We start from the raw sequence: 23,965 nt of genomic DNA on the forward strand, positions 1-23,965 counted from the left end.
TGCGGACAGATTAACTGTCACAAATTCATGTTCTCTGTTGTCGGGAAATGTGTCGCGTGTGAATAGATGGTGCCATTCGTGATCCGAGTGTGATGCGCGACACACCGTTCCCGCGAGGAATGTCGTACGAATGACCTACATCGTTACGGGCACTCGTCGAGGGGGAGGCCCGACGGCTTCGGCGGCGGTCGGCACGGCGCAATCGCGGTGGTAGCGGACGCCGAGGGTCGTCGGCATGACAAGCTAGGGGCGTGCAGTCCGCAGATCCAGCCGGCGCAGACCCGACCGGTGCAGACCCATACGGCGACGACATCGAGGCGATCCTGATCTCGGAGGACCAGATCAGGACGCGCACCATCGAACTGGCCGAGTCGGTGGCCGCGCGCTACTCCGACATCGACCAGGATCTGGTGCTGATCGGTGTCCTCAAGGGTGCGGTCATGTTCATGACCGACTTCGCGCGTGCCCTGCGTATCCCGTCACAGATGGAGTTCATGGCGGTGTCGAGCTACGGCTCGTCGACGTCATCGTCGGGTGTGGTCCGCATCCTCAAGGACCTGGACCGCGACATCACCGGCCGGGACGTGCTGATCGTCGAGGACATCATCGACTCCGGGCTCACACTGTCGTGGTTGATGAAGAACCTCGCCACCCGGTCACCCCGGTCCCTGCAGGTCTGCACCCTGCTGCGCAAGCCGGAGGCCGTGCGCTCCCCGGTCGACGTCGCCGACGTGGGCTTCGACATCCCGAACGAGTTCGTCGTCGGTTACGGCCTCGACTACGCCGAGCGCTACCGGGATCTGCCCTTCATCGGGCGACTGCGTCCATCGGTCTACCAGAACTGACGTCCTACCAGCGTCGAGGCGCCCCCGCACGGGGGACGGAACGGTTTTCCCTGGATGTTCGTTGACCGGTAGCCTCTAGAAATACGGACAGCCGCGCAGCGCGACGCGCGGCCGGCCACGACGTCGACTGGGAAGGACAGTGGAACGGCGCGGGCGCGGTCTTCGGACCGCCTCAGACCACCACCAACAGGCATGAACCGTAAGTCAGTCTTCCGCAATCTCGCCATTGTGGCGCTCATCGTGCTCGCCCTGTGGGGCTGGAGCGTGATGCGCGACTCGGGTCGCGAGTACAAGTCTGTGGACACCTCGGTCGCGTTGACCCAGCTCAACGTCAAGAACACCGACCGGATCGACATCGACGACCGTGAGCAGCAGCTCCGCATCGAACTCAAGAACCCGATCAGTGTCGACGGCGCCGACACCACCAAGATCAGTGCGAAGTATCCCGCCTCGGCCGGCGAGCAGGTCTTCGACTCGGTCACCAAGACGGGCGCCCCGTATCAGACCAACGTCAGCGAGCAGTCCGCCCTCTGGCAGATCCTCATCTTCATCCTGCCGATGCTGCTGCTGTTCGGCCTGTTCTTCTTCGTGATGAACCGGATGCAGGGCGGTGGACGCGGCGGTGTCATGGGCTTCGGCAAGTCGAAGGCCAAGCAGCTCACCAAGGACATGCCCAAGACCACCTTCGCCGACGTCGCCGGCGCCGACGAAGCGGTCGAGGAGCTCTACGAGATCAAGGACTTCCTGCAGAACCCGGCGCGCTATCAGGCGCTGGGCGCCAAGATCCCCAAGGGTGTCCTGCTCTTCGGCCCGCCCGGCACCGGTAAGACGCTGCTGGCCCGGGCCGTCGCCGGTGAGGCGGGCGTGCCGTTCTTCACCATCTCCGGTTCGGACTTCGTCGAGATGTTCGTCGGTGTCGGCGCCTCACGTGTGCGCGACCTCTTCGAGCAGGCCAAGAACAACAGCCCGTGCATCATCTTCGTCGACGAGATCGATGCCGTCGGACGTCAGCGCGGCGCCGGTCTCGGCGGCGGCCATGATGAGCGGGAACAAACCCTCAACCAGCTGCTGGTCGAGATGGACGGCTTCGGTGATCGTTCCGGCGTCATCCTGATCGCCGCGACGAACCGTCCCGACATCCTCGATCCCGCCCTGCTGCGCCCGGGCCGCTTCGATCGGCAGATCCCGGTGGGTAACCCGGACATCGCCGGCCGTCGCGCGATCCTGCGGGTGCACGCCAACGGCAAGCCGATCGACGACGACGCCGACCTCGACGGCCTGGCCAAGCGCACCCCGGGAATGTCGGGCGCCGACCTGGCCAACGTGGTCAACGAGGCCGCACTGCTGGCCGCTCGCGAGAACAAGAACACCATCACCGCGGAGATGCTCGAAGAAGCGGTCGACCGTGTCATCGGCGGTCCGCGCCGCAAGAGCCGCATCATCAGCGAGCACGAGAAGAAGGTCGTCGCCTACCACGAGGGCGGTCACACGCTCGCCGCGTGGGCCATGCCCGATCTCGACCCCATCTACAAGGTCACCATCCTGGCCCGAGGCCGTACCGGCGGTCATGCGCTGGCCGTGCCCGAGCAGGACAAGGACCTGATGACGCGGTCGGAGATGATCGCTCGTCTGGTGATGGCGATGGGTGGTCGTGCCGCGGAGGAGCTGGTCTTCCACGAGCCGACCACCGGTGCGTCGTCGGACATCGATCAGGCCACCAAGATCGCCCGCGCGATGGTCACCGAATACGGCATGAGCGCCAAGCTCGGTGCCGTGCGGTACGGGCAGGACCAGGGCGACCCGTTCCTGGGCCGATCGATGGGCAGCCACACCGACTACTCCGCCGAGATCGCCAGCGAGATCGACGACGAGGTGCGGCGACTGATCGAGGCCGCCCACACCGAGGCGTGGGCGATCCTGTCCGAGTACCGCGACACCCTCGACGTCCTCGCGACGGAGCTCCTGGAGAAGGAGACGCTGACCCGCAAGGACCTCGAACTGATCTTCTCCGAGGTGCACAAGCGTCCGCGGATCACCGCGTTCAACGAGTTCGGTGACCGCACACCGAGCGACAAGCCGCCGGTGAAGACGCCGGGCGAGCTCGCGATGGAACGGGGCGAGCCGTGGCCGCCGGAGCCGGTCACCCCCGACCCGGTACCGGAACCCGTCGGTGCCGGCAGTCCGGCAGGCGGACCGCAGCAGCCTGGCGGCTACCCGAACCCCGCTCCGGGACAGGCCTATCCGCCCGCCTACCCGCCGCAGTCGGCGCCCGGCTACCCGCCCCACGGCGGTCACCAGGGCCCGCAGGGCGGCTACCCGGGCCAGCCCACCCACGGCACCCGGCCGGACTACGGTGCTCCCCGCGACTGGTCGGCGCCCGGCTGGCCGCCGCAGGACGCGCCGCCGTCGAACGGTCCCAACGGTTCGGGCGGCCACGGGGCCGGCCAGAACGGCGCCGGCAACCATGGCGGCCAAAACCACGGCAGCGGCAATTACGGCGGCAACTACGGGACCGGCAACAACGGTTATGGCACCGGCCGCCACGGCGGGGGACCGGCCGACAACGGTCCGGGCGGCGACCCGAACTCCGGAAACCGCTAGCCCCGACGTCCGCGGACAGACGGTCGTAGAACGGATCAGAGGCAACGATGACGATCAGTGAACAGCACGACACGGACCTCGAGGCGAGCGGTCCGAACGGTCACGACGCTGTGCCGACGACGCCCAAGGGTCGGCATTTCGACCAGGCGCGTGCCGAGGCCGCGGTCCGTGAACTGCTGATAGCCGTGGGCGAGGATCCCGAGCGTGAGGGCCTCAAACGCACACCGACCCGCGTGGCCAACGCGTATCGGGAGATGTTCGCCGGGCTCTACACCGATCCGAGTGAGGTGCTGGCCACCACCTTCGACGAAGACCACGACGAACTGGTCCTGGTCAAGGACATCCCGCTGTACTCGACGTGCGAGCACCACCTGGTGTCGTTCCACGGTGTCGCGCACGTCGGGTACATCCCGGGGGTCAGCGGTCAGGTCACCGGACTCTCGAAGCTCGCTCGTCTGGTCGATCTCTACGCGAAGCGCCCGCAGGTGCAGGAACGGCTCACGAGTCAGATCGCGGATGCGATGGTGAAACGTCTGGATCCGCGCGGGGTCATCGTGATCATCGAGGCCGAGCACCTGTGCATGGCCATGCGCGGTATCCGCAAGCCCGGAGCCTCCACCACGACGTCGGCGGTGCGCGGCCTGTTCAAGACCAGTGCGGTCTCTCGCGGTGAGGCCCTCGACCTCATCTCGCGGACCTGAGCGGCCGCCATCACCCGATGCAGCCAGCCACTTCACCCGGCCCGCTCGCACCCATCCCGGCGCAGGGCGGACGGACGCTCGTCATGGGCGTCATCAACGTCACCGCGGACTCCTTCTCCGACGGTGGCCGCTACCTCGACCACGATGCGGCGATCGCGCACGGGCACGAACTGATCGCGCAGGGCGCCGACCTGATCGACATCGGCGGCGAGTCCACGCGGCCGGGCGCCACCCGCGTCGACCCCGAGGTCGAGGCGAAGCGGGTGGCACCGGTCATCGCGGGCCTCGCCGGTAGCGGCGTACCGCTGTCGGTGGACACGATGCGTGCTCAGGTCGCCGAGGCGGCGATCGACGCGGGCGCCACGGTGATCAACGACGTCTCGGGTGGCCGTGCCGACGCCGACATGGCGCGGGTGGTCGCCGAGTCGGGACTGCCCTGGATTCTCATGCACTGGCGTCCGGTCGATCGGTCCGACCGCGCGGCCGGGGGAGCTTTCGACCACGGCGTCGACGACGCCGGCGGCTACCGTGACGTGGTGGCGGAGGTGAGTGGCGAGTTGCTCGCCCAGGTCGATGCCGCGGTCACCGCGGGAGTCGACCCCGACCGGATCATCCTCGACCCCGGTCTGGGTTTCGCGAAGACCGCCGACCACAACTGGGCGCTGCTCCATTCGCTGCCGACCCTGGTGGGACTGGGTTTCCCCGTGCTCGTCGGGGCCTCCCGCAAACGGTTCCTCGGCACCCTGCTCGCCCGCGATGGCGAGCCGCGCCCACCTGCCGGACGGGAGGTCGCGACCGCGGCCCTGTCCGCGCTGGCCGCACTCGAGGGGGCGTGGGCGGTCCGGGTGCACGATGTGCAGATGAGCCGGGACGCGATCGCGGTGGCGACCGCGTGGCACAGTGGTGGTCGCCGCGGGACCGCGAACCCGGGAGTCACCACCGACAGACACCAGGCGCGACGGGGGAACGACTGATGGCCGACCGGATCGAACTGCGCGGTCTCGTCGTGCGCGGCCATCACGGCGTCTTCGAGCACGAACGGCGCGACGGGCAGGACTTCATCCTCGACATCACGTTGTGGCTCGACCTCGCCGAGGCGGCGGCCTCCGACGACCTCGCCGACACTGTCGACTACGGGGCGCTCGCCCAGCGGGCCCACGACATCGTCGCAGGTGAACCCCACAATCTCATCGAGACCGTCGGGGCCGAGGTGGCCGAGGCGATCATGGACGACGAGCGGCTCGCCGCGTGCGAGGTGACCGTGCACAAGCCGTCGGCGCCGATCCCGCTGCAGTTCGCCGACGTTGCCGTGGTGACCCGGCGATCGCGGAAGTCGATGGGACGATGAGCAGCGGGTCGGGGCCGCAGCGAGCGGGCACGCAGACGACCGCGGTGTTGTCCGCCGGGTCCAACATCGGTGATCGCCTGGCGCATCTGCAGACCGTCGTCGACCGATTCGCCGACGAGCTGGTCGCCGTCTCCCCGGTCTATGCGACGCCGCCATGGGGCGGAGTGGAGCAGGACGACTTCTACAACATCACTCTCATCGTCGAAGGCGAGCGTGATCCGTACGAGTGGCTCGCCATCGGTGCCGAGCTCGAGCAAGCCGCCCAGCGGACGCGTGAGATCCATTGGGGGCCGAGAACTCTTGATGTCGACGTGATCACCGTCAGCCGTGACGGCGAGGTGATCCGCAGCGCGGACCCGACCTTGCTGCTGCCACATCCGCGCGCCGCCGAGCGCGCTTTCGTGCTGGTGCCGTGGCTGGCCATCGACCCCGACGCCACACTGTGGACACCGGACGGGACCCGCGCGGTGGCCGAGCTGGTCGAGCACACCGACGCCGACGATCGCGCCGGCGTGGTCGCTGTCGCCGAGCTGCCCGCGGTGAGGACCCGATGACCGCACCGAAACGGCCGTCGGACCCGAACAAGGAGGAAGAACCCGGGCTCGGTCCGACGCGCTTGCGTGACCTGATCATCATCGCCGCGATCGTCGCGGTGGTCGCCTGGATTCTCGTCCGATACAACTACGGCAGCCTGCCGCCGATGCCGTTGCTCGCAGGGATCGTCCTCTACGTCCTGGCCGCGCTCGAGGTGCTGATCGCCTTCATCGTCCGGGCCCGGGTCGCCGCGCGACATGTCGGCCAGGCCCGCGGACAGTTGCACCCGTTGACCGCGGCGCGCGTGCTGGCCCTGGCGAAGGCGTCGGCCATCCTGGGGGCGATCGCGGTGGGTGTGTGGGCCGGGCTTCTGGTCTTCCTGTGGAGTCGGCACGATCTCGCCGCGGCCGAGCACGACCGCCCGGGCGCCATCATCGGGCTCATCGGTGGAGTGGTTCTCGTCGCAGCCGCGCTGTGGCTCGAATACTGTTGTCGCGCACCCGACGACCCCACCGATGAGGCTGTCGGAGGCCATCCCGGCCCTGCCTGACCCCGGTGGTCACTTCCGGGTGAATCGTGACTCTCCGCAGTAGATGGCCGATATCGGCGCACTCAGACGGTAAGTTCACGGACATGACGACCTCGAACGGCCGTTCCACGGAGTCACGGCGCTCCGGGAGATCGGCGGGACAGTGGTTGCTCGGTCTGCTCATCGTGCTCGCCATCGTTGCGAGCATCCTCATGGTGTTCACCGATCAGCTGTCGATCAGCGGATCGCTGGCGGTGATCGCTGCGCTGTGGGCGGCGGTGATCGGCGCCATCCTCGTCACGAAGTTCCGTCGCCAGGCCGAGAGCGCCGAGGCCAAGAGTCGCGACCTTCGACTCGTCTACGAACTGCAGCTCGAGCGGGAGATCGCGGCCCGTCGCCAATACGAACTCGACGTCGAGACCACCATCCGCAAAGAGGTGAGCGCGGAGTCGAACGAGGAGCTCGCCGAGCTCAAGGCGCAGGTGCTGGCACTGCGATCCAGCCTGGAGATGCTGCTCGGCGAGTCGCTGCCCGATCCGCGCGCCGCCCTGCCGAACGAGAAACTCCGTGAACTCGCATCCGGGATCGGTCAGCCCGGCCCCGGGCGCGAGGACTACGGGCACGCGTTCACACAGGGCTTCCGTGCCGACGACAGCGTGCGCGCCGCGCAGGACTTCGCCGCGACCGCGCCGAGTGCCGACAGCGGCCGGTACATCCCCGCCGACGTCGATCCGAACGAGATGACCGAGGTCATCCCGATCATCTCCGACGAGGCGCCGATCTCGGGACGGATCGCCACCGAGGTGCCCGACGAAGCCCCGGTCGAGCAGGTCGAGGACGCGGTCCTCGCCGAGACCGAGGAGAGCGCCGACGAGGTCACCGAGGCCCCCGGTGCCTACGTGGACGAGTCCCCGACCGACGAATGGCCGCCGGCGTCCGAACCCGAGTCCGCAGAGTCGGAGGCCGCAGGGTCCGAAGCCGCAGGGTCGGAGGCCGCAGGGTCGGAGTCTGCAGAGTCTCCCGAGATGGAACAGCCCGAGCGAGAACCAGAGCCGGAGCAGGCACCCGAGGCGGCCGAGCCCGAACCGGAGACCGTCCCGGAACCGACCCCCGCCGACGTGGCGTCGTTCGAAGGTGCCGGTCGCCACGAGACGAGCGGGGACGAGGTGAGTCCGGCGCTGCAGGGCCGTCGTCGCCGTCGCGCCGATGACGGCGAGAGCGCCCACTCGGCCGGCCTGCCCGTCTCCGAGCTGCTCAGCCAGCTACGACAGTCCGGCGCACCCGGCGGGCGTCGGCGACGCGAGGACTGACGCGGGCCGCTTCTTCCGCGGCGTGAACCCTGTCACAGGCGTTGGCCTTGGGGCGTCCGGAGGGCCTACCCTTGCTCTGCAACGTCTGGTACCCGAGCTCAGCCGGGACTGGAACTTTCTCAGCGGAGGACAGCGGTGACCTCACCGAGCGATGATCTCGGCCCGATGCAGGGGCAATCTGGTGATGCTCCCTACCTGTCCGGCGTCTCCAACCTCCCCACCCCGGCCCGGCTGACCGTCGGAATCATCTCCGCCGGGCGAGTCGGCACGGCGCTCGGTGCCGCGCTCGAACAAGCCGGTCACGTTGTCGGGGCCGTCGTCGCACGGTCGGACATATCCCGCCGACGCGCCGCCGAGCGCCTGCCCGAATCACAGATCCTGGCGATCGAGGCCGTGGTCGCCCGGTCCGAACTGCTCATCATCGCCGTGCCCGATGCCGAACTCGCCGCGGTGGTGACCGACATCGTTCGAACGGGAACACTGCGGCCGAACACCCTCGTCGCGCACACCGCCGGCGCCCAGGGGGTGCAGGTGCTGGCCCCCCTCGCCGACCTCGGGGCGCTGCCGCTCGCGATCCATCCGGCGATGACCTTTGTGGGCACCGTCGAGGACACCACCCGTCTGCGCCAGGCATGCTTCGGGGTCACCGCGGCCGACGAGGTCGGCTTCGCCATCGCCCAGGCGTTGGTGCTGGAGATGGGCGGCGAACCCGTCCGGATCGCCGAGTCCGACCGCGTGCTCTATCACGCCGCCCTCGCGCACGGCGCCAATCACCTCATCACCCTGATCTCCGATGCGGTCGCCGCATTGAACGCGGCGATCGACGGCCCCGGCGGCCGCGGCGGACGGGACGCCGCCACCGTCGACGGCAGCGGGACGATGCTCGCCGAACGGATCCTCGGCCCGCTCGTGTCGGCGTCGCTGCAGAATGTCCTCGAACTCGGTCCGCGCGCCCTGACCGGCCCGGTCGCCCGCGGTGACGCTGCTGCCGTTGCCGGCCATCTCGCCGCGCTGCGACGGCTGCCTGCCGATCGCGCGGGCGCCGTCGACATCGCCGAGGCCTACCGGGTGCTGGCCCGCCGGACCGCCGGCTACACCGACGCACCGCAGGATCTACTCGACGTGTTGGAGGTGTCATGACCGGCGATCTGAGCGAGAAGGCCTACACGGCAGGCGAACTCACCGTCCACCGCGACCCCGCGACATTGCACCGGGTCAGTCAGGCGCTGCGTCGCGCCGGCAAGCGCGTCGTGTTGGTCCCGACGATGGGCGCGCTGCACGCGGGTCACCTCGAGCTCGTCCGGACCGCGAAGTCCGCGGGCAACACCGTGGTCATCGTCTCGATCTTCGTCAACCCGTTGCAGTTCGGCGTCAACGAGGACCTCGACGCCTACCCGCGCACCTTCGACGCCGACTGCGACCTGCTCCGCCCCCTCGGCGTGGAACTCGTGTTCGCGCCCACCGTCGCGCACATGTATCCGAACGGCCAACGCACCCTGGTGCAACCCGGTCCGGCCGGAGCGGTGCTCGACGGTATCTCCCGGCCGACACATTTCGCCGGCATGCTCACCGTCGTCGCGAAACTGCTCAACATCGCCGCGCCGCACGCAGCGTTCTTCGGTGAAAAGGACTACCAGCAACTCGTCCTGATCAAGCAGATGGTCGACGACCTCAACCTCGGCGTCGAGATCGTCGGCGTGCCCACCGTCCGCGAGTCCGACGGCCTGGCGATGTCGTCGCGCAACCGCTACCTCGACGCCGACCAGCGCGAACTGGCCACCACACTGTCGGCGGCCCTGGTGGCCGGTGCGCACGCCGCCGGCGACGGCCGCGACGCGATTCTCGCTGCGGCGCAGTCGGTTCTCGAGACCAACCCCGAGATCCAGGTCGACTACCTCGCGCTGACCGGCCGCCAACTCGAGGACCCCCCGGAGCAGGGCGACGGCCGCCTGCTCGTCGCCGCCCGGATCGGCGCGGCCCGACTGATCGACAACGTCGGCGTGGCCATCGGTAGCGGATTCGCCGGCCGCGACCCCCAACAGACCACCCACTGACCTCCCCGGAGAAAGCGAGCACCACATGTTCCGCACCATGATGAAATCGAAGATCCATCGGGCCCGCGTGACCCAGGCCGATCTGCACTATGTGGGGTCGGTGACGATCGACCAGGATCTGCTCGACGCCGCCGACCTACTCGAGGGTGAGCAGGTGACCATTGTCGACATCGACAACGGTGCGCGCCTGGAAACCTACGTCATCGCCGGCGAGCGGGGCTCGGGTGTTATCGGGATCAATGGTGCCGCAGCGCATCTCGTTCATCCCGACGATCTGGTGATCATCATCGCCTACGGCATCCTCGACGAGCAGGAACTGCGCGAGTACTCGCCGTCGGTAGTGTTCGTGGACGATCACAACCGCGTGCTGGTCGAAGGCACCGATCCCGCGCACGCGCCCGAGGGATCCGGTTTGCGCGATCCGCGGGAACTCGTCGACGTCTCGGCATAGCGGGACGTCGCGCGACATGCTGCTGACCGTCGACGTCGGCAACACCAACATCCATCTCGGGGTGTTCGCCGGTTCCGGTGACCACGCGACGATGGTGCAGGACTGGCGAATCCACACCGATCCGAACCTGACGTCGGACGAACTCGCGCTGCTCATCCGCGGCCTGCTGGGTACCGACGTCGAGCAGGTGACCGGTGTCGCGGCGCTGTCCACCGTGCCCTCACTGCTGCGTGAACTGCGGGTGATGGTGCCGCGTTATTTCGGTGAGGGACACCACCACATCCTGCTAGAACCCGGTGTGCGGACCGGGGTTCCGCTCCTGGTCGACAACCCGAAGGAAGTCGGCACCGACCGGGTCGCGAACTGCGTGGGGGCGCATCACAACTACCCCAAGGGGCCATGCATCACCGTCGCGTTCGGCACGGCGACAGTGGTCGATGCCGTCTCGGCCAAGGGTGAATTCCTCGGCGGCGCGATCGCACCGGGCGTCAACCTGGCGGTGGAGGCGCTGTCCGAGCACACCGTCACGGTTCGCAAGGTCGAGCTGATGCCGCCGCGCAGCGTGCTGGGCAAGAACACCGTCGAGGCACTCCAGGCCGGCATCCTCTACGGCTTCGCCGGGCAGGTCGACGGCCTCGTCGATCGGGTGCGCGACACCGTCGAAGGATTCGACTCCGACGACGTCACCGTCGTCGCCACCGGCTTCCTCGCGCCCCTGATGTTCGATGAGTGCGAAACCCTCACGGTGCATCACCCCTACCTGACCCTCGACGGCCTCCGCCTCGTCTACGAGCGCTCCAAGCAGCAACGCCGTCGCTGAGGCGGATCTCGATACGCTCCTCACTTCGTTCGTCGCTACTCGATCGACGGGAGGATGTGATCTTTCCCCTCGCTGGTCGTATCGCGACTGGATCTTTTCCTCTCGCTGGTCGAGTAGTCCGAGGCGCTAGCCGAGGGCGTATCGAGACCGGGTGGGTGTGATCTCGATACGCTTCTCACTTCGTTCGTCGCTACTCGATCCGCGGGGGGATGCGGTCTTTCCTCGCTGGTCGTATCGCGACTGGGTGGGTGTGATCTCGATACGCTTCTCACTTCGTTCGTCGCTTACTCGATCAGCGGAGGGGATGCGGGCTTTCCCCTCGCTGGTCGTATCGCGACTGGATCTTTCCCTTTCGCTGGTCGAGTAGTCCGAGGCGCTAGCCGAGGGCGTATCGAGACCGGGTGGGTGTGATCTCGATACGCTTCTCACTTCGCTCGTCGCTACTCGATCCGCGGGTCGCGTACAGCGCATCAGGGCTAGTGCAGACCGCCGATCTATGGCACACTGTCTGCCGTGATCAAGAGCTGTCTGGAGTGTTGTCAGGGCTGAGTTCCGCATCTGCGGCCGCCCTTCTTCGACGACCCCCGCTCAATTCGATCACCCTCAGGACTTCTCATGACCGCCGTCCTCGGCACATCTGCTGTCACCACAGAACCCATCGTCGCGCCGTCCAGTGATGCACCCCTCTCGGCTCAGGCGACCGACTACGCAAGGTTGATCGCCGATGGCGTGATCGCCGTCGACGTACGCAGCCAGCGCAAACGCCAGCTCGACGGTGTGCTGTCCGGCGCGCTGGCCATCGACGCCACCGATGTCCTGCCGCGCCTCACACCTGGCCACCCGGATTCGCTGCGCGCCGCCGCACCCGATGCCCGGTGGCTGCTGATCAGCGACGACGGCCACGAGGCGGAATGGCTCGCCTGGCATCTGCAGGCCCGCGGTGTCTCCGGCGCGGTCTTCGTCGTCGGCGGCTTCCGCGCGTTGCGCCGTTCGCGCATCGCCGGCCGGATCAGTGATCAGGAACTGGCTGCCATCTCGGCGCACTGACCAGGCTGCGCCGTCGCTGCGACCACGAATCGGTTCGTCGGCACGATTCCGATAGGGTTTCGGGGGTGAGTAACACCCCGACCACCCAGAATGCCCCCAGCGGCGGACCGACCGCGGCCGCCGTCGACGCCACCGACGACCACACCCCGGAACAGATCCGGATTCGTCGGGACAAGCGCGAGGCCATCCTGGGTGACGGACGCGAGGCCTATCCGGTGTCCATCGCGCGGACACACAGCCTGTCCGAGATCCGCACCACCTTTCCAGACCTCGAGGCCGGCACCGAGACCGGTGAGATCGTCGGCGTCGCGGGGCGGGTCATCTTCCTCCGCAACAAGGGCAAGCTGTGCTTCGCCACACTCCAGGAGGGTGACGGTACCCAACTGCAGGCCATGATCAGCTTCAACGGCGTCGGCGAGGATGCTCTCGCGCGCTGGAAGGTCGAGGTGGACCTCGGTGACATCGTTTTCGTGCACGGACAGGTGATCAGCTCTCGAACCGGTGAGCTGTCGGTGATGGCCGACGGCTGGGAGATGGCGTCAAAGGCGCTGCGTCCCTTGCCTGTCGCGCACAAGGAGATGAATGAGGAGTCCCGGGTGCGGCAGCGCTACGTGGACCTCATCGTCCGTCCGGAGGCGCGCGAGACCGCGCGGACCCGCGTCGCTGTCATGTCGGAACTGCGTGCGGCACTGGCGAAGCGGGACTTCCTCGAGGTCGAGACGCCGATGCTGCAAACCTTGCACGGCGGTGCCGCGGCACGACCGTTCGTGACCCATTCCAATGCCTTCGACATCGATCTGTATCTGCGCATCGCGCCGGAGCTGTTCCTCAAGCGCTGCGTCGTGGGTGGCATCGAGCGGGTCTTCGAGATCAACCGCAACTTCCGCAACGAGGGCGCCGACTCCACGCACTCACCCGAGTTCGCGATGCTCGAGACCTATCAGGCGTACGGCACCTACGACGATGCCGCGGTGATGACGCGTGAACTCGTGCAAGAGGTCTCGATGGGTGCGCTCGGCACACTGACCCCCGTGATGCCCGACGGCACCGAATACGACCTGTCCGGTGAGTGGACATCGTTGGAGATGTATCCGTCGCTCTCGCAGGCACTGGGCCAGGAGATCGTCCCGGCCCAGACGTCGGTGGACGAACTGCTCGCGATCGCCGCTCGCGTCGGCCTGGAGATCCCCAAGGACAAGGGCTACGGACACGGCAAGATCGTCGAAGAGCTCTGGGAGCACATGGTGGGGCAGCATCTGAGCCAGCCGGTGTTCGTGCGCGACTTCCCGGTCGAGACGTCGCCGCTGGTGCGTGCGCATCGATCGGTGCCCGGTGTGGTGGAGAAGTGGGACCTGTACGTGCGCGGCTTCGAATTGGCCACCGGCTACTCCGAACTCGTCGACCCGGTGATCCAGCGGGAACGCTTCGTCGACCAGGCGCGCCTGGCCGCCGCCGGCGACGACGAGGCGATGAAGCTCGACGAGGAATTCCTGACCGCCATGGAATACGGCATGCCGCCCACCGCAGGTACCGGTATGGGCATCGACCGTCTGCTGATGGCGCTGACCGGCCTCGGCATCCGCGAAACGATTCTGTTCCCGCTGGTCAAGCCGCGCGCCTGAGCGCGGCCCGATGGGTCAGGCGAGATTGCGTTTGAGGATCTTGCCGGCCGCGTTGCGGGGGAACGCATCGAGGACCACCACCGACCGCGGCACCTTGAAGTTCGCCAGGTGCTCCTTGCAGTAGGCGATCACCCTGGCCTCGTCGAGCGGCACCCCGTCGCGCACCGTGAGATAGGCCCGTCCCACCTCGCCGAGACGCTCGTCGGGTACCCCGATCACGGCCGACTCGATGACGCCGTCGAGGCGCGCGAGGGTCTGCTCGATCTCCGCCGGATAGACGTTGAACCCGCCGCAGATGTACATGTCTTTGAGTCGGTCGGTGATCTTCAGGTTGCCGCGCTCATCGATGGTGCCGATGTCGCCGGTGTGCAGCCATCCGTCGGCGTCGATGGTCTCCTTGGTCGCGGTCTCGTCGTCGAGGTAGCCGCGCATCACCATCTTGCCGCGCGCCAACACCTCGCCTTGCTCCGACAGCGTGATCTCCATGCCCTCGAACGCACGACCGCAGGTGTTCGCGACGGTCTCGTCATCGTCGTCAGGAGTGCAGGTCGAGACGAATCCGCTGGCCTCGGTGAGCCCGTACGCGGTGACCACGGTCTCGACGCCGAGGTCGCTCTGCAGTCGTTCGATGAGCACCACCGGAACGATGGCCGCGCCGGTGACCACCAGCCGCAGCGACGACAGATCGTGATCAGCGCGGGCGGGGTCGTCGAGGATGGTCTGGAAGATCGTCGGCGCGCCCGGGAAGACCGTCGCACGCTGCGCTTCGGCGAGCTTCATCGCCTCAGCCGGGGAATAGACGGCCAACGGCAGCATGGTCACCCCGAACAGCGTGCAGGGCAGGATGCCGGCCTTGTAGCCGAAGGTGTGGAAGTACGGGTTGACCATCAGGTAGCGGTCGTCGGGGGACAGGCGACCGTTCGAACCCCACGCGTAGGAACCGGCCATCGTCTGCTGGTGTTCGGCCAGCACACCTTTCGACTTCCCGGTGGTTCCCGACGTGAACAGGATATCCGAGATGTCCTCGGGGGATACCGCATCCGCACGACACTCGGACTCGTCACGGGTGGCGTCGGTGGCGCGGTCGAGGAAGACCGACCATTCGTCGGCGCCCTCCGGAACCGCGGCCGAGCCGTTCAACGTCACGCCGACCACGACGTCGGGCATCGCGTCGGCGTGATCGCGCATGAGGTCCGCCAGGTGGTCGACGCCGAGGAACTCGCCGGACGCCACCACCGCGCGCGCATCCGACCGCGTGATGATCTCGACGGCTTCGCCTGCGGTGTAGCGACTGTTCAACGGCACCACGGCGGCGCCCGCATACTGGGCGCCCAGTGCGGCGATCGGCCAGTGGTAGCTGTTGGGTGACCAGATCGCGACCCGGTCGCCGGCGTTGATCCCGGACGCGATCAGGGCAGCCGCGAAGGTGCGCACCGCATCGGCGAACTCCGACCAGGTGAGAGTGACCTGCGGGTGTGACGACGATGTCCATTGCTCGTCGACGATGGCAGTTCGGTCGGGCCAGGTCTGTGCGGCCCGGCGCAGGGCAGCCGGGGTCGTCAGGATCGCCTCCATGCCCCCAACCTAGCACTTGCTTGGTGCGCTAAGCTAGCGACCATGACCTCGATCAACCTGGCCGATCGGTCTGTCGACCTCGGCGAATGGGCGAAGACGGTGCCCGATGCCGCCGAACAGTTCGCCATAGCTGTCCGGGCGTGGCTCGACGAGAACCTCGCCGGCGAGTTCGCGCACCTGAAGGGCCGTGGCGGTCCCGGCAGCGAGCACGAGTTCTTCGACGACCGACTCGCCTGGGATCGACACCTGGCGAATGCGGGCTGGACCTGCCTCGGCTGGCCGACCCGCTACGGCGGACGCGGCGCCACCCTGGAACAGCGGATCATCTTCCACCAGGAGTACGCCCGGGCGAACGCACCTGCCCGTGTGAACCATCTGGGCGAAGAACTGCTCGGGCCGACGCTCATCGAGTACGGCACCGAGGAGCAGAAGCAGAGGTTCCTGCCCGGCATCGTCGACGTCACCGAACTCTGGGCTCAGGGCTATTCGGAGCCCGGCGCCGGGTCGGACCTCGCCGGGGTCTCCACTGCCGCCCGGCTCGACGGTGACAAGTGGATCATCAACGGGCAGAAGGTGTGGACCTCCCTGGCGCATGTCGCGCAATGGTGCTTCGTGATCGCCCGAACCGAAAAGGGCTCCACGCGGCACAAGGGCCTCAGCTTCCTGCTCGTCCCGATCGACCAACCCGGTGTCACCGTCCGGCCCATCCAACAGCTCACCGGCACATCGGAATTCAACGAGGTCTTCTTCGACGATGCCGTGACCGACGCCGACCTCATCGTCGGCGAACCGGGGGAGGGCTGGGCGGTCGCGATGGGCCTGCTGCAGTTCGAGCGCGGGGTCTCCACACTCGGTCAGCAGGTGGGCTTCGAACGCGAGCTCGACAATCTCATCGAGATCGCGAAAGCCAATGGTGCGGGGCGTAACCCGGAGATCGCGTCGCGGATCACCCGCGCATGGGTCGGGCTCAAGGTGATGCGGGCGAACGCGCAGCGCACACTTGCCGGCGACATCGTGTCTGCCGGGAACGGAGCGAGTGGGCCCTTCGACGCCGCGGCCGGTGCGGCGTCGGTGTCGAAGCTGTTGTGGGCCAATTGGCATCGCGACCTCGGTGAGCTTGCGATGGCCGTGGTAGGCGCCGTCTCGCTGTACGGGCCGACCCACACCGCAGAAGGTGCCGAGAACGACATCACCGATCCGGACCACGTCGAGCTCGACGAATGGCAGCGACTCTTCCTGTTCACCCGCGCGGACACCATCTATGGCGGCTCGAACGAGGTGCAACGCAACATCATCGCCGAGCGGGTGCTCGGCCTACCGCGAGAGGCCCGACAGTGACGGATGCGACGATGACGGATGCGACGATGACGGGGACGACGGTGGACCAGAAGCGCTCGCCACTGGCCACCCCACCGCAGGAGACTCCCGGCCACGGGCTTCTCCTCGGCCGCAAGGTGGTGGTGACCGCCGCCGCGGGCACCGGCATCGGCTTCGCGACGGCCCGCCGTGCCCTCATGGAGGGCGCGGACGTGGTGATCAGCGACTGGCATGAGCGTCGGCTCGGCGAGGCGCAGGAGAGACTCGCGTCGGAGTTTGCCGACCAGACCGTCGGTCAGATCGTCTGCAACGTGCAGGAGTCCGAACAGGTCGACGCCCTGATTGCCGCTGCAGCAGGCGAACTCGGCCGCATCGACGTATTGGTCAACAACGCCGGCCTCGGTGGCGAGACTCCCGTGGCCGACATGACCGACGAAGAATGGGACCGGGTGCTCGACATCACCCTCAACGGGACCTTCCGTGCCACCCGCGCTGCGCTGCGTTACTTCCGCGCCGTCGAACACGGCGGCGTCATCGTGAACAACGCCTCCGTACTCGGCTGGCGGGCGCAGCGCGGCCAGGCCCATTACGCGGCCGCGAAAGCGGGTGTGATGGCCCTGACCCGGTGCTCCGCCGTGGAGGCCGCCGAGTTCGGCGTACGGATCAACGCGATCGCACCGTCGATCGCCAAGCATCCGTTCCTCGCCAAGGTCACCAGCGATGAACTCCTCGACGAACTCGCCTCGCGCGAGGCCTACGGCCGGGCGGCCGAGGTCTGGGAGGTCGCCGCCACCATCGCAATGCTGGCCAGCGACTACACCACCTATCTCACCGGCGAGGTCGTCTCGATCTCCAGCCAGCGTGCCTGACAACAGAATCGGAGAATTGACCATGACCACACCGCAGGCTTACATCGTCGACGCCATCCGCACCCCGGTCGGCAAACGCAACGGATCGTTGGCGAAGACGCACCCCGCCGACCTCGGTGCCCACGTCCTCTCGGCGCTCGTCGAACGCACCGGCATCGATCCCAACGTCGTCGACGACGTGGTGTTCGGGTGTGTCGACGCGATCGGCCCGCAGGCCGGCAACATCGCCCGCACCGCGTGGCTGGCCGCCGGACTCCCACTCGACATCCCCGGCACCACCGTGGACCGCCAGTGCGGATCGTCGCAGCAGGCCATCCACTTCGCCGCGCAGGGCGTGATGAGCGGAACCCAGGACGTCGTGGTCGCCGGCGGCGTGCAGAACATGAGCGCGATCCCGATCTCCCAGGCGATGATCGCCGGGCAGGAACTCGGATTCACCACGCCCACAGCAGAATCCGCAGGCTGGCGCGAGCGCTTCGGCGATGCACCGATCTCCCAGTTCAATGGTGCCGACATGATGGCGCAGCGGTGGGACATCAGCCGCGAGGACATGGAGCGCTGGGCATTGCAGTCGCACGAGCGCGCCCGCGCCGCGATCGCCGAAGGACGGTTCGAGAAGGAGAACGTGCCGCTCGGCGACTGTGTCGTCGACGAGTGCCCACGCGAGACGTCGATGGAGAAGATGGCCGGCCTCGCGCCACTGGCCGAGGGTTCGCGCCTGACGGCGGCCGTGTCATCGCAGATCTCCGACGGTGCCTCGGCCACCCTCGTCGTCTCCGAGAGCGCGCTCAAGGAGTACGGCCTGACCCCACGAGCCCGCATCCATCACATGTCGGTCCGCGGCGATGATCCGGTGATGATGCTGTCGGCGCCGATCCCGGCGACGAAGTACGCGCTCGGCAAGGCCGGCCTGTCGATCGATGACATCGACGTCGTCGAGATCAACGAAGCATTCGCCTCGGTGGTGCTCGCGTGGCTGAAGGAGACCGGCGCCGACCCGGCAAAGGTCAACCGCAACGGCGGCGCCATCGCGCTCGGCCACCCGCTCGGCGCCACCGGTGCGAAACTGTTCGCGACCCTGCTCAACGAGCTCGAACGCACCGGCGGCCGCTACGGCCTGCAGACCATGTGCGAAGGCGGCGGTACCGCGAACGTCACCATCATCGAACGGATCTAGACCTAACGCGCGAACGCTCCGCACGGAGCGAAAGGCCCGGTCGCGAAACGCCGAGTCGCGAAACGCCGGGTCGCGAAGGTCGCCGAAAGGTCCGGTCGCGAAACGCCGCGGAGGCGAAACTAGCGAAGGCACGAAAGGTCCCGAGCGGCGCGAAGCACTCGAACCACCATCTGAAAACCCATGTAGCCAGAACGGTGTGATCTGACGCATACTATGGTGGAACAAACGTGGGTGTTCGTCTCATGGGCGACCACGTGACCACAGGTACGAGTCGGAGGATCTCACATGACCAAACCAGCAGAGGTGACGAAGGCGACGGCCGAACGGGTGTCGTCGGAAGCCCACACGATGACCGAGCTGCTGGAGATCCAGCGCGCCGCGTTCCTGCGTGACGGCATCCCCGATGCCAAAACGCGGATCGATCGGATCACCCGACTGTCGTCGTTGCTCCTCGACAATGCCGACGAGATCGCCGAGGCGCTCGAAGCCGATTTCGGCAGCCGCCCGCGTGAGCTGTCCGTCGCCGCCGACGTCGTCGGATGCATGATCGACCTCACCCACCAGCGGCGTCATGCCGAGAAGTGGATGAAGGAGGTCAACGTCGCCAAGGGGCAGGGCCTGGCCGGATTCAAGCAGCGCCTGCGCCACGACCCGCTCGGAGTCGTCGGCATCATGGGTCCCTGGAACTTTCCGCTGCAGCTGACCTTCGTTCCGGCCGGCTCGGCTTTCGCCGCCGGCAACCGGGTGCTGATGCGCCCGTCGTCGATCACCGCGCGCACCACCGACGTGATCGCCAAGCACGCGCCGGACTACTTCTCCGTCGAGGAACTCGCCGTCATCACCAGCAAACACGGCTCGGGTTCGGACTTCGCCAAGCTCAAGGTCGACCACATGTTCTTCACCGGATCGCCGGAGGTCGGCGCATCGGTGGCGGTCGAGGCCGCCAAGAACCTGGTGCCCGTCACCCTCGAACTCGGGGGCAAGAACCCGGCCGTGGTCGACATCGACGCCGACATCGACAAGGCCGCGAAGTTCCTCGCCGACGCCCGGATGGTCAACGGCGGTCAGGTCTGCCTGTGCCCGGACTATGTCTTCGTGCCGGAGGCCAAGGTGGGCGAGTTCACCGACAAGGTCATCGCGCGCTGGAAGGACAAGTTCCCCACCATCCGCTCCAACACCGAGTACACGGCGACGATCAACGAGAAGAACTACAACCGCATCGTCGGGCTCATCGAGGACGCCGAACAGCTCGGTGCCACCAAGCATCAGGTCGTCCCGGCGGGCGAGTCGCTGCCCGACGCCGACGCCCGCAAGATCGCGCCGACGCTGCTGACCGGGGTCAAGGCCGGCATGAAGATCGAGGAGGACGAGGTCTTCGGACCGGTGCTGACGGTCTACCCGTACCGAGAGCTGTCGGAGGCGATCAGCCACATCAGCAGTCACCCGCATCCGCTGACGATGTACTGGTCCGGCGACGACAACGAGAACTTCGCGACGCTGATCGACAGCACCCGCAGCGGGTCGGTGAACGCCAACGACTTCGCCACCCACCTGTTCAGTGGTGGTCTGCCGTTCGGTGGTGTCGGCAAGAGCGGCATGGGCAACTATCACGGCCGCTTCGGCTTCGAGACCTTCAGTCACGCCCGCGCGGTCACCGTGTCGACGCTGCCGATGTCGATCGCAGAGATGATGTCGCCGCCGTTCACCGCCCGCGACAAGAAGATGACCGACGGTCAGCTCAAGCTGTGGACGCGGCTGAACAAGCGCGCGATCAAGAAGCTCAAGAAGAGCTGACGCAGGTTCTCCTCGATTCTCTCACTGGGTTCGCCCAGCTTGGCCGGGTTCGCACGCCGCGGACCCGGCCAAGCGCTTGCTAGGGTGGACCAATGGCTCCCCGCGGCACCGTCTCCAGCTCCACCAGGCGCGATGAACTGCTGACCACGGCCGGCAAGATGTTCGCCGAGCAGGGCTTGCGGTCGACCACAGTACGCGACATCGCCGACGCCGCCGGTATCTTGTCCGGCAGTCTCTATCACCATTTCGACTCCAAAGAATCGATGGTCGACGAGATCCTGCGCGGCTTTCTCGACGACCTGTTCGCCCGCTACCGGGACATCGCCGCGGCCGGTCTGAGCGCCGCGGAAACCCTTCGTGGACTGGTCGTGGCGTCGTTCGAATCGATCGACGCGCAGCGCAACGCCGTCGCGATCTACCAGGACGAAGCCAAGCGGCTGGCCACGCAGGATCGCTTCGCCTACATCGGTGAACTCAACACCGAGTTCCGACAGCTCTGGCACGCGGTGCTGCGGCGCGGGGTCGACGACGGCGAGTTCCGCGCCGATCTCGACGTCGAGCTGGCCTACCGGTTCCTGCGTGACACCGTGTGGGTGGCGGTTCGGTGGTACCGGCCCGGTGGCGCCTTGTCTGCCGACGACATCGCGGCCCAATATCTGTCGATCGTGCTCGACGGCATCCTGCCGCGCTGACCCATCTCCCTCGCCTGGTTGTGTCATAGGCCACAGGCGGCCCCCGGGATTTGTCACTCTACCCTCCCGTAAGGGTAGAGTTCAGGGCTGCGCCCGACCGTTCGCATCGATGCTCCGCGCCATCCTGGAGACGATGTGAAATCGGCTTCGAGGCAATGTCTTTCGCGCTCGACGCAACGAAGCGTCGGCGCCCCGATGTCTTTGTCGGCGACGTCGCCGACTGATTCCGCGCGGACGTGCGGTGTCCGAAGGAGCTTGATGACCACGACTGCCGTATCCCCGCAGCAGGAGCAGTCAGTACTCGCGGCGTTCCGATCGCCCCGCAGGCTGCGCACCGAAGTGCTCGCCGGTCTCGTGGTCGCACTCGCGTTGATCCCGGAGGCGATCTCGTTCTCGATCATCGCCGGCGTGGACCCGCGGGTCGGGCTGTTCGCGTCGTTCACGATGGCCGTCACGATCGCGATCGTCGGTGGTCGGCCGGCGATGATCTCGGCGGCGACCGGCGCGGTGGCGCTGGTGGTGGCGCCGCTGGTGAAAAGCCATGGCCTGGACTATCTGATCGCCGCTGTCATCCTCGCCGGTGTCATCCAGATGATTCTCGGCGGTATCGGGGTGGCGAAGCTGATGCGCTTCGTGCCGCGCAGCGTGATGGTCGGCTTCGTCAACGCCCTGGCGATCTTGATCTTCTCCGCTCAGCTTCCGCACCTGATCGGGGTGCCGTGGCTGGTGTACCCGATGGTCGCGGTGGGCCTCGCGATCATCGTCGCGCTGCCCAAGATCACCACCGTCATCCCGGCACCGCTGGTGGCGATCGTGCTGCTGACGGCGGTCACGGTGGCGTGTGGGTTCTCGCTGCCGAATGTCGGCGACGAGGGCAAACTGCCCGACAGCCTGCCGTCGCTGCTGATCCCCGACGTCCCGTTCACCTGGCACACCTTCACGATCATCGCGCCGTATGCCTTCACGATGGCGCTCGTCGGCCTGCTCGAATCGCTAATGACCGCCAAGTTCGTCGACGACATCACCGACACCCACTCGAACAAGTCCCGCGAGGCCGTCGGCCAGGGCGTCGCCAACATCGTGACCGGCTTCTTCGGCGGCATGGGCGGCTGCGCGATGATCGGGCAGACGATGATCAACGTGAAGGTCTCCGGCGCGCGGACCCGCATCTCCACGTTCCTGGCCGGTGTCTTCCTGCTGATCCTGGTGGTGGGGTTGGGCGACATCGTCGCGCTGATCCCCATGGCGGCACTGGTGGCGGTGATGATCATGGTCTCCGTCGGCACCATGGACTGGCATAGCATCAACCCGAAAACGTTGCGGCGCATGCCCAAGAGCGAGACCACCGTCATGCTCGCGACCGTCGTCGTCACCGTCGCCACCAACAACCTCGCCTACGGTGTCATCGTCGGCGTGATCACCGCGATGGTGCTCTTCGCGCGCCGTGTCGCGCACATGACCGAGGTCGTGCAGATCGCTCATCCCGATGAGGACACCACCGTTTACGCGGTTCGTGGCGAGCTCTTCTTCGCGTCCAGCAACGACCTGATCTACCAGTTCGACTATGTCGGCGACCCGGTCAACGTCATCATCGACATGAGCGAGTCCCACGTGTGGGACGCCTCCAGCGTGGCCACCTTGGACGCCATCACCACGAAATACGAGGCCAAGGGCAAGAACGTCACCATCACCGGACTCAACGACAACAGTGCCGAACGTCATGAGCGGCTCAGCGGGCATCTGGCCGGGCACTGAGGGGCGATTGTGACCCAGCTTCGGTCCCTGAGGAGCCTCCGAGCGTGCCGCCCTCGGTCCCTGAGGAGCCTCCGAGCGTGCCGCCCTCGGTCCCTGAGGAGCCTCCGAGCGTGCCGCCCTCGGTCCCTGAGGAGCCTCCGAGCGTGCCGCCCTCGGTCCCTGAGGAGCCTCCGAGCGTGCCGCCCTCGGTCCCTGAGGAGCCTCCGAGCGTGCCGCCCTCGGTCCCTGAGGAGCCTCCGAGCTTGCGAGGATGCGTCACGAAGGGCCCTTCGTGACGCTCGCAAGCTCGCTCCTCAGGGATCGATGGGGAGCGCTCGCAAGCTCGCTCCTCAGGGATCGGGTGGTGACGCTCGCAAGCTCGCTCCTCAGGGATCGGTGCCGTTGTGCCCCAACAACACCCGACAACGACAAAGAAGCAACTCGTGACGACCGACAACAACGCTGACGCCGAACACCTCCAGATCGGCGAGGTCGCCGCCGAAACCGAGCTGTCGATCAAGACGATCCGCCACTACGACGAAGTCGGCCTCGTCGTGCCGTCGGCGCGATCCGCCGGCGGATTCCGGCTCTACACCCGCAGCGACATCGACCGCCTGCTGACCATCCGCCGGATGAAGCCGCTCGGCTTCACCCTCGACGACATGCGCCAACTCCTCGCCGCGCAGGACATCCTCGCCGATCAGGAAAGCACTGCGGACGAGGTGCAGGCCGCGCGCGCGACGTTGGGGGAGTTCCACACGCGCGCCGAGCAGGCCTGCGTCAAACTGGCCCGCCAACTCGATTACGCCCGCGAGCTCACCGGCCAACTCGCCGAGCATGCGGAGGCCGGCCACCTGGGCTGACCCGAGTCCGCCGGGTTCCGTCGTTCGCTGTGAGGTGGAACACGTATCGTTCATCGGTACATACCGGACGGTGTACGTGGCG

22 protein-coding genes are annotated in these 23,965 nt (G+C 67.2%); 21 read left to right on the forward strand and 1 reads right to left on the reverse strand.

Features of this window, described 5'->3' with window-relative positions:
* Positions 1-251 precede the first annotated feature (251 nt).
* From hpt to lysS, 14 genes are all read left to right on the forward strand, one after another.
* The gene (gene hpt / locus AC4AMJ_RS01380) at positions 252-845 is read left to right on the forward strand and encodes a hypoxanthine phosphoribosyltransferase (protein WP_489916812.1); all 594 of its coding nucleotides are present in this window, start codon (positions 252-254) and stop codon (positions 843-845) included.
* Positions 846-1,037: 192 nt separating this feature from the next.
* Complete coding sequence (ftsH, locus tag AC4AMJ_RS01385) at positions 1,038-3,446, forward strand: ATP-dependent zinc metalloprotease FtsH (RefSeq protein WP_489916813.1); 2,409 nt, start codon at positions 1,038-1,040, stop codon at positions 3,444-3,446.
* A gap of 47 nt (positions 3,447-3,493) precedes the next feature.
* Positions 3,494-4,147: a GTP cyclohydrolase I FolE gene (gene folE / locus AC4AMJ_RS01390; protein ID WP_489897367.1), complete on the forward strand. Its 654-nt coding sequence runs from the start codon at positions 3,494-3,496 to the stop codon at positions 4,145-4,147.
* Between the two features lie 17 nt (positions 4,148-4,164).
* Positions 4,165-5,121: a dihydropteroate synthase gene (folP, locus tag AC4AMJ_RS01395; RefSeq protein ID WP_489916814.1), complete on the forward strand. Its 957-nt coding sequence runs from the start codon at positions 4,165-4,167 to the stop codon at positions 5,119-5,121.
* Positions 5,121-5,495: a dihydroneopterin aldolase gene (gene folB, locus AC4AMJ_RS01400; RefSeq protein ID WP_489897365.1), complete on the forward strand. Its 375-nt coding sequence runs from the start codon at positions 5,121-5,123 to the stop codon at positions 5,493-5,495. Before folP ends, folB begins: the two co-directional genes overlap by 1 nt.
* A complete protein-coding gene (folK, locus tag AC4AMJ_RS01405; RefSeq protein ID WP_489916815.1) occupies positions 5,492-6,049 on the forward strand; it encodes a 2-amino-4-hydroxy-6-hydroxymethyldihydropteridine diphosphokinase in 558 nt (185 codons plus the stop codon). Before folB ends, folK begins: the two co-directional genes overlap by 4 nt.
* Positions 6,046-6,579, forward strand: a complete 534-nt coding sequence (locus AC4AMJ_RS01410) for a DUF3180 domain-containing protein (RefSeq protein WP_489916816.1) — start codon at positions 6,046-6,048, stop codon at positions 6,577-6,579. Before folK ends, AC4AMJ_RS01410 begins: the two co-directional genes overlap by 4 nt.
* A gap of 83 nt (positions 6,580-6,662) precedes the next feature.
* On the forward strand, positions 6,663-7,868 hold the full coding sequence (locus AC4AMJ_RS01415) for a DUF6779 domain-containing protein (protein ID WP_489916817.1): 1,206 nt from the start codon (positions 6,663-6,665) through the stop codon (positions 7,866-7,868).
* Positions 7,869-8,033: 165 nt separating this feature from the next.
* Positions 8,034-9,008, forward strand: coding sequence for a Rossmann-like and DUF2520 domain-containing protein (locus AC4AMJ_RS01420; protein WP_489918350.1), 975 nt, complete (start codon positions 8,034-8,036; stop codon positions 9,006-9,008).
* Positions 9,005-9,922: a pantoate--beta-alanine ligase gene (gene panC, locus AC4AMJ_RS01425; protein WP_489916818.1), complete on the forward strand. Its 918-nt coding sequence runs from the start codon at positions 9,005-9,007 to the stop codon at positions 9,920-9,922. The genes AC4AMJ_RS01420 and panC overlap by 4 nt, the downstream gene beginning before the upstream one ends.
* 25 nt (positions 9,923-9,947) lie before the next feature.
* Entirely contained in the window at positions 9,948-10,373 is a 426-nt protein-coding gene (panD, locus tag AC4AMJ_RS01430) for an aspartate 1-decarboxylase (RefSeq protein WP_489916819.1), read from the forward strand.
* Between the two features lie 16 nt (positions 10,374-10,389).
* A complete protein-coding gene (locus AC4AMJ_RS01435) occupies positions 10,390-11,193 on the forward strand; it encodes a type III pantothenate kinase (protein ID WP_489897359.1) in 804 nt (267 codons plus the stop codon).
* Positions 11,194-11,808: 615 nt separating this feature from the next.
* Entirely contained in the window at positions 11,809-12,240 is a 432-nt protein-coding gene (locus AC4AMJ_RS01440; RefSeq protein ID WP_489916821.1) for a rhodanese-like domain-containing protein, read from the forward strand.
* Positions 12,241-12,305: 65 nt separating this feature from the next.
* Positions 12,306-13,862 carry a lysine--tRNA ligase gene (gene lysS / locus AC4AMJ_RS01445; protein WP_489916823.1) on the forward strand — a complete coding sequence of 519 codons (1,557 nt, stop codon included), beginning with the start codon at positions 12,306-12,308 and terminating at the stop codon, positions 13,860-13,862.
* A gap of 15 nt (positions 13,863-13,877) precedes the next feature.
* Here lysS and AC4AMJ_RS01450 read toward each other — a convergent pair whose 3' ends face one another.
* On the reverse strand, positions 13,878-15,437 hold the full coding sequence (locus tag AC4AMJ_RS01450; protein WP_489916825.1) for a FadD3 family acyl-CoA ligase: 1,560 nt from the start codon (positions 15,435-15,437) through the stop codon (positions 13,878-13,880).
* A gap of 42 nt (positions 15,438-15,479) precedes the next feature.
* On the opposite strand from AC4AMJ_RS01450, the gene AC4AMJ_RS01455 reads away from it, so the two are divergent.
* The 7 genes from AC4AMJ_RS01455 (at position 15,480) to AC4AMJ_RS01485 (ending at position 23,883) form a co-directional block, all read left to right on the forward strand.
* Positions 15,480-16,775, forward strand: a complete 1,296-nt coding sequence (locus AC4AMJ_RS01455; protein WP_489916827.1) for an acyl-CoA dehydrogenase family protein — start codon at positions 15,480-15,482, stop codon at positions 16,773-16,775.
* An 11-nt stretch (positions 16,776-16,786) separates the two neighbouring features.
* Complete coding sequence (locus AC4AMJ_RS01460; protein ID WP_489916829.1) at positions 16,787-17,623, forward strand: SDR family oxidoreductase; 837 nt, start codon at positions 16,787-16,789, stop codon at positions 17,621-17,623.
* 22 nt (positions 17,624-17,645) lie between these two features.
* Complete coding sequence (locus AC4AMJ_RS01465) at positions 17,646-18,800, forward strand: acetyl-CoA C-acetyltransferase (protein ID WP_489916831.1); 1,155 nt, start codon at positions 17,646-17,648, stop codon at positions 18,798-18,800.
* 285 nt (positions 18,801-19,085) lie between these two features.
* A complete protein-coding gene (locus AC4AMJ_RS01470; RefSeq protein ID WP_489897353.1) occupies positions 19,086-20,594 on the forward strand; it encodes an aldehyde dehydrogenase family protein in 1,509 nt (502 codons plus the stop codon).
* Between the two features lie 92 nt (positions 20,595-20,686).
* Positions 20,687-21,286, forward strand: coding sequence for a TetR/AcrR family transcriptional regulator (locus tag AC4AMJ_RS01475; RefSeq protein WP_489916833.1), 600 nt, complete (start codon positions 20,687-20,689; stop codon positions 21,284-21,286).
* A gap of 258 nt (positions 21,287-21,544) precedes the next feature.
* Positions 21,545-23,041 carry a SulP family inorganic anion transporter gene (locus tag AC4AMJ_RS01480; RefSeq protein ID WP_489916835.1) on the forward strand — a complete coding sequence of 499 codons (1,497 nt, stop codon included), beginning with the start codon at positions 21,545-21,547 and terminating at the stop codon, positions 23,039-23,041.
* Between the two features lie 422 nt (positions 23,042-23,463).
* A complete protein-coding gene (locus AC4AMJ_RS01485; RefSeq protein ID WP_489916837.1) occupies positions 23,464-23,883 on the forward strand; it encodes a MerR family transcriptional regulator in 420 nt (139 codons plus the stop codon).
* Positions 23,884-23,965: the final 82 nt, after the last annotated feature.

The sequence above is a fragment of the Gordonia sp. LMA484 genome, assembly GCF_058129505.1.

Coding starts and splice junctions, on each gene's coding strand:
- ftsH (WP_489916813.1), top strand. CDS start 1,038: ATGAACCGTAAGTCAGTCTTCCGCAATCTCGCCATTGTGGCGCTCATC.
- folE (WP_489897367.1), top strand. CDS start 3,494: ATGACGATCAGTGAACAGCACGACACGGACCTCGAGGCGAGCGGTCCG.
- folP (WP_489916814.1), top strand. CDS start 4,165: ATGCAGCCAGCCACTTCACCCGGCCCGCTCGCACCCATCCCGGCGCAG.
- folB (WP_489897365.1), top strand. CDS start 5,121: ATGGCCGACCGGATCGAACTGCGCGGTCTCGTCGTGCGCGGCCATCAC.
- folK (WP_489916815.1), top strand. CDS start 5,492: ATGAGCAGCGGGTCGGGGCCGCAGCGAGCGGGCACGCAGACGACCGCG.
- AC4AMJ_RS01410 (WP_489916816.1), top strand. CDS start 6,046: ATGACCGCACCGAAACGGCCGTCGGACCCGAACAAGGAGGAAGAACCC.
- AC4AMJ_RS01415 (WP_489916817.1), top strand. CDS start 6,663: ATGACGACCTCGAACGGCCGTTCCACGGAGTCACGGCGCTCCGGGAGA.
- AC4AMJ_RS01420 (WP_489918350.1), top strand. CDS start 8,034: ATGCAGGGGCAATCTGGTGATGCTCCCTACCTGTCCGGCGTCTCCAAC.
- panC (WP_489916818.1), top strand. CDS start 9,005: ATGACCGGCGATCTGAGCGAGAAGGCCTACACGGCAGGCGAACTCACC.
- panD (WP_489916819.1), top strand. CDS start 9,948: ATGTTCCGCACCATGATGAAATCGAAGATCCATCGGGCCCGCGTGACC.
- AC4AMJ_RS01435 (WP_489897359.1), top strand. CDS start 10,390: ATGCTGCTGACCGTCGACGTCGGCAACACCAACATCCATCTCGGGGTG.
- AC4AMJ_RS01440 (WP_489916821.1), top strand. CDS start 11,809: ATGACCGCCGTCCTCGGCACATCTGCTGTCACCACAGAACCCATCGTC.
- AC4AMJ_RS01450 (WP_489916825.1), bottom strand. CDS start 15,437: ATGGAGGCGATCCTGACGACCCCGGCTGCCCTGCGCCGGGCCGCACAG.
- AC4AMJ_RS01455 (WP_489916827.1), top strand. CDS start 15,480: ATGACCTCGATCAACCTGGCCGATCGGTCTGTCGACCTCGGCGAATGG.
- AC4AMJ_RS01460 (WP_489916829.1), top strand. CDS start 16,787: ATGACGGATGCGACGATGACGGGGACGACGGTGGACCAGAAGCGCTCG.
- AC4AMJ_RS01465 (WP_489916831.1), top strand. CDS start 17,646: ATGACCACACCGCAGGCTTACATCGTCGACGCCATCCGCACCCCGGTC.
- AC4AMJ_RS01470 (WP_489897353.1), top strand. CDS start 19,086: ATGACCAAACCAGCAGAGGTGACGAAGGCGACGGCCGAACGGGTGTCG.
- AC4AMJ_RS01475 (WP_489916833.1), top strand. CDS start 20,687: ATGGCTCCCCGCGGCACCGTCTCCAGCTCCACCAGGCGCGATGAACTG.
- AC4AMJ_RS01480 (WP_489916835.1), top strand. CDS start 21,545: ATGACCACGACTGCCGTATCCCCGCAGCAGGAGCAGTCAGTACTCGCG.